The organism is Sphingomonas bacterium (assembly GCF_903643035.1).
Lineage (GTDB): Bacteria > Pseudomonadota > Alphaproteobacteria > Sphingomonadales > Sphingomonadaceae > Sphingomonas.
In genome coordinates, this window is record NZ_CAHJWW010000106.1 from 1 (window position 1) to 9,286 (window position 9,286).

Genomic DNA, 9,286 nt, shown 5'->3' on the forward strand with positions numbered 1-9,286 from the left:
GCGGGGCCTGCTCGCGCCGAACGAGGCGGCGGGGATCGTCGCCCGCCATGCCGACGCGCCGGCGGCCGGCGTGTCCGGGCCGATCGGCTACGACCAGTGGATCGTCCACGACCAGTTCGACCCGCTCCGCCCCTTCTACCGCGTCGACCTGGCGGACGGCCGTGGCACCCGCTTCTACGTCTCGGCGCGTAGCGGCGACATCGTCCAGCGCACCACGCGCTGGCAGCGCGGCTGGAACTGGCCGGGGGCGGTGCTGCACTGGGCCTATGTCGTGCCGCTGCGCTCCAGCTTCACCGCCTGGGACCGGACGGTCTGGACCGTGTCGCTGATCGCGCTGCTGGTCGCGGTGGCCGGCATGGGGCTGGGCATCTGGCGGACGGTCCAGGTCCGGCGTGCCGGGCGACGCCGGCTGACCTGGTTCCGGCGGCGCTGGATGCGATGGCACCATCTGGGCGGGCTGTTCGTGGGGGCGTTCGTGGTGAGCTGGATCCTCAGCGGCTGGCTGTCGATGGATCACGGCCGCCTGTTCTCGCGCGGACGACCGACGGCGGCGCAGCGCCAGGCCTATGCCGGCATGCCGCTCGCCTCCGCCGCTGCGGCCTTTCCGATCGACCGGCTGCGCCGACTGCCGTCGGCCGTCGAGATCCGCTTCGAGGCGATCGGCGGGCTGCCGCTGGCCGCGGTGGTCGCGCCATCGGGTCGCGCCGCGCTCTGGTCGCCCGCCGGCCGGCCGTTGCCCGGCAAGATCGCGGCGGAGCTGATGGGGAGAGGACTGGCCCGCGCCTGGCCCGGCTCGTCGGTGCCCGCGACGGTCGACGCCGTCGCGCCGGACAGCTTCTACGCCCTGGCCGAAGGACTGGCCCCAGGCGCCAGGCTCGCCGGGGGGAGCGGCACCCGCCCGCCCGTCTACCTCGATGGCGACGACGGACGGATCGCGACCGTCATGAGCCGCAGCCGCGCGGCCTATGCTTGGATCTATTATGCCCTGCACAGCTTCAACTTCCCCGGCCTGTCGGATCACCCGTGGCTGCGCGACGTGGTCGTGCTAATCCCCCTGGGCGCCGGGTTCCTGTTCAGCGTGACGGGCGCGGTGCTGGGATGGCGCCGGCTGGGCCGCGGCTGGAAGCGGCCGCGATCTCGGCTATGACGGGCGGCGCCACCTGCGAATCGCCGCTCGGGAGAACCGCCATGCGTCCAATTGCCTCGATCGTCCTCAGCCTGGCGGTCGCCGTCCCCGCCGTGGCGGCGGGCCGGCAGGCGATCGACCGCGCCGTCGCCTCCCCCCTGCGGGACGCCAGGCTGGTCGCACGCGATCCCGCCCGCCACCCGCGCGAGCTGTTGTCCTTCTATGGCGTCACGCCGCGTTCGACCGTCGTCGAGATCTGGCCGGGCGGAGGCTATTGGACGCAGATACTGGCGCCGATGCTCTACGACCATGGCACCTATTACGCGGCTATGGGCGCGAAGGGCGGGACCCGGGTCGACGCGGAGTTCGCGACCCTGTCGCCCGCGCTCGCCGCCAGCTTCTCGGCGGCGCCCGACTCCTACGGCCACATCCGGTACACGAGTTTCGGCCACGGCTTTCCCGACCTCGCGCCGGCGAACAGCGCGGATGTCGTCCTCACCTTCCGCAACCTCCACAACTGGATGGGGGATGGCGACGCGCCCGAGATGCTCGCCGCGATCCACCGTGCGCTGAAGCCCGGCGGCATCCTCGGCGTCGAGGATCACCGCGCTCGCCCCGTCCGCCCGCAGGATCCGACGGCCGCCAACGGCTATATCCGGCAGGACTATGCGATCGCGACGATCGAGCGCGCCGGGTTCAAGCTCGTCGGGACATCGGAGATCGCCGCCAATCCCAAGGATACGACCGACTGGCCCGGGGGCGTCTGGACGCTGCCCCCGACCTATCGGCTGGGGGAGACCGATCGCGCCAGATATGCCGCGATCGGGGAAGCCGACAGCTTCGAGCTCAAGTTCCGCAAGACAGGCTGACGGCCGCCGGCGAAACCCGACGGCTATCCTCGCCGCTGACGACGGCGGGACGGCGGCGGCAACAACCGCTGCGGGACCTCGGGTGGCTCGCGTCGCGCCACGCGGCGCCCGGTCTTCGATAACAGGAAGCTGTACCGCGGACGACGCTCGCGTTCGCGGGTGGACAGACGCCTCCACCTGATCCCGGCCCTGATCCACAGGATCGCCACGGCCATGCCGGCGACGACAGCCACAATGAGTGTAAACGCCAGCATTTCAAGATGATAACGCATGTGGACCGAAGTGCAACCGCGACGCGGTCAGCGTCGACCGGCACGAGCCGGCCGCCCTATCCTCGCGTTCCCGACAGGGCGAAGCTGCCGAAGCCGCCGGCCCCGACCTCTCCCGCCAGCGAATCGCCGGACACCGTCGCCTCGCAATCGAGCGTCATCGGCATGGGCACGGTGATCGACAGTTTCCACTTCAGCACGTCGCCCGCCACGCTGCCCTCGATCGGCATCGAGCCCATCGCGCCGCCTGCCTGGCCGGAGAAACTGGTCCCCGAGGTGGCGATCGTCATCGTCAGCCGCTGATCGCCCAGCGGCGACTTGACCGTGCAGTTCCAGGTACCATCGACGTCTGCCATCATCCATCCTTCCTATCTGTCGGCGCGCCGCGCGGCGGCTGGCGTCACCTCGACGCGAAGGCCGATCCCGTCAAGCGTCGGCTGCACCGGCGCCATGTCGGAAACAGGCCGCGACCCCATGGCCGCGCGACCTTGCCGAGACGAACCATGGCCTCTTGTGTGTCTCAAATACAACACTACCTTGCCGGTCATCAACACGGAGCTTCCATGAACCTCGAGACCTTCACCGATCGCGCCAAGGGTTTCCTCCAGTCGGCGCAGACCGTCGCGATCCGCCTGAATCACCAGCGGATCGCCCCCGACCATGTCCTGAAGGCCTTGCTGGAGGACGAGCAGGGGATGGCGTCGGGGCTGATCCGCGCCGCGGGCGGCGATCCCGCCCGCGCGACCGCCGACACGGACCTCACCCTGTCACGGATCCCGGCCGTCTCCGGATCGGGTGCGCAGGCGACGCCGGGGCTCGACAACGATGCGGTGCGCGTGCTCGACCAGGCGGAGCGGATCGCGACAAAGGCGGGCGACGGCTTCGTGACGGTCGAGCGGCTGCTGGTCGCGCTCGCGCTGTCGCCGAACACCGCGGCGGGCAAGGCGGTCAAGGCGTCGGGCGCGACGCCGGAGAGCCTGAACGCCGCGATCAACCAGCTCCGCCAGGGCCGCACCGCCGACACCGCCGGCGCCGAGGACCGGTACGAGGCGCTGCGGAAGTTCGCGCGCGACCTGACGCAGGCGGCGCGCGACGGCAAGCTCGACCCCGTCATCGGCCGCGACGAGGAGATCCGCCGCACGATCCAGATCCTCGCGCGCCGCACCAAGAACAATCCCGCGCTGATCGGGGAGCCGGGCGTGGGCAAGACCGCGATCGCCGAGGGGCTGGCGCTGCGGATCGCCAATGGCGACGTGCCCGATACGCTGAAGGGGCGGCGGCTGATGGCGCTCGACATGGGCGCGCTGATCGCGGGCGCCAAATACCGCGGCGAGTTCGAGGAGCGGCTGAAGGGCGTGCTCGACGAGGTGAAGTCGGCCGACGGCGACGTCGTCCTGTTCATCGACGAGATGCACCAGCTGATCGGCGCGGGCAAGTCGGAGGGCGCGATGGACGCGGGCAACCTGCTCAAGCCCGCGCTCGCGCGCGGCGAGCTGCATTGCGTCGGCGCGACGACGCTCGATGAATACCGAAAGTACGTGGAGAAGGACCCCGCGCTCCAGCGGCGGTTCCAGCCGGTGCAGGTCGGCGAGCCGACCGTCGAGGACACGATCTCGATCCTGCGCGGGCTGAAGGAGAAGTACGAGCTGCACCACGGCGTGCGCATCACCGACGGCGCGCTGGTCGCGGCGGCGACGCTGTCCAACCGCTACATCACCGACCGCTTCCTGCCCGACAAGGCGATCGACCTGATGGACGAGGCCGCGAGCCGCATCCGCATGGAGGTGGAGAGCAAGCCCGAGGAGATCGAGGCGCTGGACCGGCGCATCCTCAGGCTCAAGATCGAGCGCGAGGGGCTGGGGCGCGAGAGCGACGCGGGCTCGGTCGATCGTCTCGCGCACATTGAGGCGGAACTGGCGCAGCTGGAGGAGCAGTCGGCGGCGCTGACGCTGCGCTGGGCCGCGGAAAGGGACAAGATCGGCGCGGAGGCGAGACTGAAGGAGCAGCTCGACGCGGCGCGGCTGGCGCTGGAGCAGGCGCAACGCTCGGGCGACCTCGCCCGCGCGGGCGAGCTGTCCTACGGCACCATCCCCGGCCTGTTGCGGCAGGTGGAAGAGGCGCAGCACCAGACGGTCGACGCAATGCTGCGCGAGGAGGTGACGGGCGACGACATCGCCGGCGTCGTCTCGCGGTGGACGGGCATCCCCGTGGACCGGATGCTGGCGGGCGAGCGCGACAAGCTGCTGGCGATGGAGGCGACGCTGGGCGCGCGGGTGATCGGGCAGGCGGCGGCGGTGCGGGCAGTGTCGACCGCGGTGCGGCGCGCGCGCGCGGGGTTGCAGGATCCGGGCCGGCCGCTCGGATCGTTCCTGTTCCTGGGGCCGACCGGCGTCGGCAAGACCGAGCTGACCAAGGCGCTCGCCGAGTTCCTGTTCGACGATCCCAATGCGATGGTGCGGATCGACATGAGCGAGTTCATGGAGCGCCACGCGGTCGCGCGGCTGATCGGCGCGCCGCCCGGCTATGTCGGTTACGAGGAGGGCGGCGTGCTGACCGAGACGGTGCGGCGGCGGCCCTATCAGGTCGTGCTGTTCGACGAGGTGGAGAAGGCGCACGTCGACGTGTTCAACGTGCTGCTCCAGGTGCTGGACGACGGGCGGTTGACCGACGGCCAGGGGCGGACCGTGGACTTCGCCAACACGATCATCGTGCTGACGTCCAACCTCGGCAGCCAGCATCTAGCCGGGCTGGCCGAGGGCGACGACGTCGCGAGCGTCGAGCCGCAGGTGATGGAGATCGTGCGCGGGCATTTCCGGCCCGAGTTCCTGAACCGGCTGGACGAGATCATCCTGTTCCACCGGCTGGGCCAGGCGCACATGGCCCCGATCGTCGACATCCAGGTCGCGCGCGTCGGCCGGCTGCTCGCGGACCGCAAGATCGGGCTGGAGCTGACGGATGCGGCGCGCGCGTGGCTGGGGCGGGTGGGCTACGACCCGGTCTATGGCGCGCGCCCGCTGCGCCGCGCGGTTCAGCGATACGTGCAGGACCCGCTGGCCGACATGATACTGCGTGGCGAGGTGAAGGACGAGGCGATCGTGCGGGTGGACGAGGGCGACGGGCGGCTGGCGCTGTCGGTTGGTTAGCGGGCGAGCGGACCGCCACCGCCGTCGCGGCGACAGGTCTCGAAACGAAAAGGGGCCAGCTCCGCAGGGAGCTGGCCCGATCCGCGTCTACGTCCGCGAGGTCAGAACTTGAAGTTCGCCCCCGCCCGGAAAGCGCGGCCGATGACGCCATCGAGGTGCCAGGTCGGCAGATAGTTGGTGCCCGAGTAGGACGCCGGCGCGAGCGGCGCCTTTACGTCGAGCAGGTTGGACACATTGAAGGTAAACGTGAACTTATCGTTCACGCGGATTGCGGTGTTCAGGTCCGTGTCGATGAAGGAGTGAATATAGCAGAAGTTGTTGCCGGTGCCGTACTGGTTATTCCCGCCTTGCGACCCGCCGCACGACAGGACATCCGCGGTCGGGTCGACCGCCGCCTCATCGGCCGCAACTTCCTTAATGCGCGACACATAGAACACAGTCGCCGTCAGACTGACAGGACCAGCCTCGATCGTATTCTGCCAGTTGCCGCGGATGCGCGGCGTACCGGCGCCCGACGACAGCTCATACGGCCCGAGCGTACCGACGTAGCGCTGACGCACCCCATTAGTCTCGATCAGGTCGAGATTGAACACATCAGTGACCTCGACGCGGCTGATGAACTTGATGTTCTGCGTGATCGGGAAATTAGCAGTAGCCGATACGTCAACACCCGACGTTTCCTGCCTACCCGCGTTTACGAAAGGCACGTTGATGATGAGCACACGCGGCAATGCGTTGGGAAAGAGCGGATCGGGCGCGTCGACCGTGTTGACGGTGTAACCGGCAGGAAGCGGGGTTCCCGCAAAATAAGCTGTTCGGGCTGCCCCAACATCGGGACCAGACTGAATATAGTTATTTTTGCGAATGTTATAATAGTCCGCAGTGATGCTTAGCCAGCGAACCGGCTGAATGACCACCCCAGCGGTGAAACTACGAGAAGTTTCCGGCTTGAGATTGGGGTTGCCAACCGTCGCGGAACCCAACGAGTAAAGCTGCGTGTAAGGATTGGTGTTGGGCGGTATCGCCGCAGACGTCGCAGTGGCCGGCGTTCCATTAATCAGGCCGCCATGGGCCAGCTGGAAGCTCTGCGGCGGCGTGAAATTGGAGAAGCCCGCATATGCACTGGTCGGTCCGTTCTCCGCGAACGTGGGCGCGCGGAAACCCTCGGAATAAGTTCCGCGGATCGCCACCTGCGGGATCGGCGTGAACTTCACACCGATCTTGGGTGAGAAGTGATTGAAGCCTTCCGAATAGGAATCGTAACGACCGGATCCGTTTACCTCTAACTGCTTGAAGATAGGCGCATCAATTTCAAAGAAACCTGATGAAACAGTGTGCCGGCCAAATGCCGAAGATGTGTTCGCCGTGTAATAAAGCGGCGAGATGTATGTCGCACCCCCCGGGACTGTCACGGTGCCGACCGGGTTGTTGGAACGATTGTTCTCGTTCTCACGACGCACCTGGGCGCCGACCAACAACTGAAGATCGCCACCGGGCAACTGGAAGAACGATTTGCTAATGGATGCGTCAACTGACGCCTCTGCCGAGTAAGAAGGCGTAGTATAGTTTGGCGAGACGAAGCTACGCACCGCCGCCGAGTTTTGCGTCGGGTCGACAAAGTTATACGCACCAGTATTGATAGCATTGAGCAGATTGGAAATATTCAAATTACCATGATTGCTGAGCGAGAAGTTATCCTTCGCGTAAACGCCCTCGACCGTGAAATTATATCCGTTACCCAGGCTGCCATTCAAGCCGCCCGATACCCGATAAAGATCGTTACGACGAACCGTATACTGAGGAATATCACCAAAGAGGTAATAGAGCCGCGCCGAACTACCTAACGCTGCAAAGGGATTGTTTGGATTGAGCCGGCGATCAGCGGCAGTGCCGCAGTTCACTCCCGCGGCGCAGACATACACCGGCAAGGCGAGACCAGGGTTGTTGGCCGCGAGATTGGGTGAGCCGCCAAACGGCTGAGTCACGCGGGTGGACCGCGGAGTACCCGGAGTTACCACATCGTCGTGCGCGTAGATTCCCTCGATATACCCCTCGATGTCGCTACCCAGTTTAAAGCTGGCGCGCGCGTTTGCCGAGTAACGGGTCTGCTCGGGCAAAATCTGGGTGTAATCGTATGTGTTGTCGTGCTGGCAACCGACACCACCAGCAGCACCAGCTACTGTATAAGTGCCACGCTGGCAGTTACCGAGATTGAGTGTGACGTATTGCCCCGTGGTAGTACCAGCACCGCCGCCAGACAGCGGATTGTTGGGATCAATCTGAGTTGTACGGCGAACCACCGCATTTGTGGTGGCGGTCGAAAGCGAGCTGTCGGCGGCGTTGTTATCAAGGCCTCCCGTCCGCAGCAGGTCGGTAGTATTGTAAGGGAAGTCGCGGTCCTTGTCGGCGAGAGCGTTGTTATGCTGATACTCGCCATTGACGTAGACGTTGAAGCCCTGCGTATCATAATCGCCGTAGCCGATCGTCAGATTGGCGCGCTGCTGGCCCGCGTCACCGCGCTCCGAAATGCCGCCCTCGACCGCGCCGGCGATGCCGGTGATATGCTTCTTGAGGATCACGTTGACCACGCCGCCGATCGCGTCCGAGCCATAGGCGGACGACGCGCCGTCCTTCAGCACCTCGACCCGGTCGACGATCGAGAACGGGATCGAGTTGAGGTCGGTGTAGGCGTTGTGGCCGTCGTCGTTGAGCGGGAACTGGGTCGAACGCTGCCCGTCGATCAGGATCAGCGTCGAGGACACGCCCAAGCCACGCAACGACACGGCCGAACCGCCCGCGCTGAAGCCGTTCTGGAAACCGGTGGAGATCGAGCCCGCGCCGTCCGCCGAAACCGAGCGGATCGCGTCGCTGACGTTGTTGATGCCTTCCTTCAGCAGCGTGTCGCTGGTCAGCACGGTGACGGGCGACGGTGTCTCGGTCGAGGTGCGGCGCAGCAGCGAGCCGGTGACGATCACGTCGTTGCCGCCGTCGTTGTTCTGGCCCTGGTCGGTGTTGTCGCGCTGCGCCTGGATCTGCTGCGAACCGTCGTTGGCCGCGTCCGCCTGCTTGGAGCCGGGGGCGGTCTGTGGGGCGGTCGTGTCACCAGCCTGCGCGGTCTGCGCGAAGGCCGGGCTGGCCAGGCCGACCAGCAGCGCCGCCGACGATACGCCGATGGCCAGTGACTTGCGCGCAAACCCGATGGTCTTGATCACGTTCGACTTCCCTCTTCTGCCGTCGCCGGCCGCTGTCGCGATCCGGCGTGGCGTCCCTTAGCTACGACTGCCGCTGTCATCGGGCCGTGGCTGACGGTCGGGGGAATGCGATGGCGACCCATCGACTGTAAAGCCGGCATCGGGACGGCAATCGCGCTTTGCCGGGCTGTGTATCGCAAAAGTCACAAGTGCGACGTGGATGCGCAACGTTCGCGCGATGGCGGCATCGACGCTCAGCGGGACGGCGGCGGCGTTCCCACGACCAGCAGCGGATCGAGCCGCGCCTCACGCCAGCGCAGCCCCCAGTGGAGATGCGGCCCCGTCGCACGTCCGCTATGGCCGGACAGGCCGACCGGCTGGCCCTGGCGGACGCGGTCGCCCACGCGCACGTCGATCCGCGACAGGTGAAGCAGCGCGCTCGACAGGCCCATGCCGTGGTCGATCATCAGCAGGTTGCCCTCCAGCGTGAAGGGATGGTCCGCCGCCAGCACCACCACGCCGTCCGCCGGCGCCGCGACGGGCGTGCCGTCGGGCACCGCGACGTCGGCGCCGCTATGGTAGGAGCCGGGCTGGCCGGCATAGATGCGCTGCGACCCGAACAACCCGGACAGGCGTCCGGCGACCGGCCAGCGGAACCGCTGGCGCCAGCCCTGCGCGTCGGTGACGA

At 67.1% G+C, this 9,286-nt stretch carries 6 protein-coding genes; 3 read left to right on the forward strand and 3 right to left on the reverse strand.

Features of this window, described 5'->3' with window-relative positions; all coding sequences use genetic code 11:
• Both HUV01_RS08230 and HUV01_RS08235 read left to right on the forward strand, forming a co-directional pair.
• The coding region (locus HUV01_RS08230) for a PepSY domain-containing protein (protein WP_174297811.1) at nt 1-1,147 on the forward strand (1,147 nt) is incomplete at its 5' end.
• A gap of 41 nt (nt 1,148-1,188) precedes the next feature.
• Nucleotides 1,189-1,995, forward strand: coding sequence for a class I SAM-dependent methyltransferase (locus tag HUV01_RS08235; RefSeq protein WP_254606504.1), 807 nt, complete (start codon nt 1,189-1,191; stop codon nt 1,993-1,995).
• A gap of 328 nt (nt 1,996-2,323) precedes the next feature.
• Here the strand turns inward: HUV01_RS08235 and HUV01_RS08240 are convergent, their stop codons facing one another.
• Nucleotides 2,324-2,620: a hypothetical protein gene (locus HUV01_RS08240; protein ID WP_174297813.1), complete on the reverse strand. Its 297-nt coding sequence runs from the start codon at nt 2,618-2,620 to the stop codon at nt 2,324-2,326.
• Nucleotides 2,621-2,827: 207 nt separating this feature from the next.
• Between HUV01_RS08240 and clpB the strand changes: the two genes are divergently transcribed.
• Complete coding sequence (gene clpB, locus HUV01_RS08245; protein ID WP_174297814.1) at nt 2,828-5,407, forward strand: ATP-dependent chaperone ClpB; 2,580 nt, start codon at nt 2,828-2,830, stop codon at nt 5,405-5,407.
• A gap of 101 nt (nt 5,408-5,508) precedes the next feature.
• Here clpB and HUV01_RS08250 read toward each other — a convergent pair whose 3' ends face one another.
• Together HUV01_RS08250 and HUV01_RS08255 are read right to left on the reverse strand one after the other, a co-directional pair.
• A complete protein-coding gene (locus tag HUV01_RS08250; RefSeq protein WP_254606506.1) occupies nt 5,509-8,619 on the reverse strand; it encodes a TonB-dependent receptor domain-containing protein in 3,111 nt (1,036 codons plus the stop codon).
• Between the two features lie 233 nt (nt 8,620-8,852).
• A partial coding sequence (locus HUV01_RS08255) for a M23 family metallopeptidase (protein WP_174297815.1) occupies nt 8,853-9,286 on the reverse strand: 434 nt, incomplete at its 5' end.

Excerpts from the sequence above, each read along its gene's own strand:
- HUV01_RS08235 (WP_254606504.1), top strand. The coding sequence starts at position 1,189 with ATGCGTCCAATTGCCTCGATCGTCCTCAGCCTGGCGGTCGCCGTCCCC.
- HUV01_RS08240 (WP_174297813.1), bottom strand. The coding sequence starts at position 2,620 with ATGGCAGACGTCGATGGTACCTGGAACTGCACGGTCAAGTCGCCGCTG.
- clpB (WP_174297814.1), top strand. The coding sequence starts at position 2,828 with ATGAACCTCGAGACCTTCACCGATCGCGCCAAGGGTTTCCTCCAGTCG.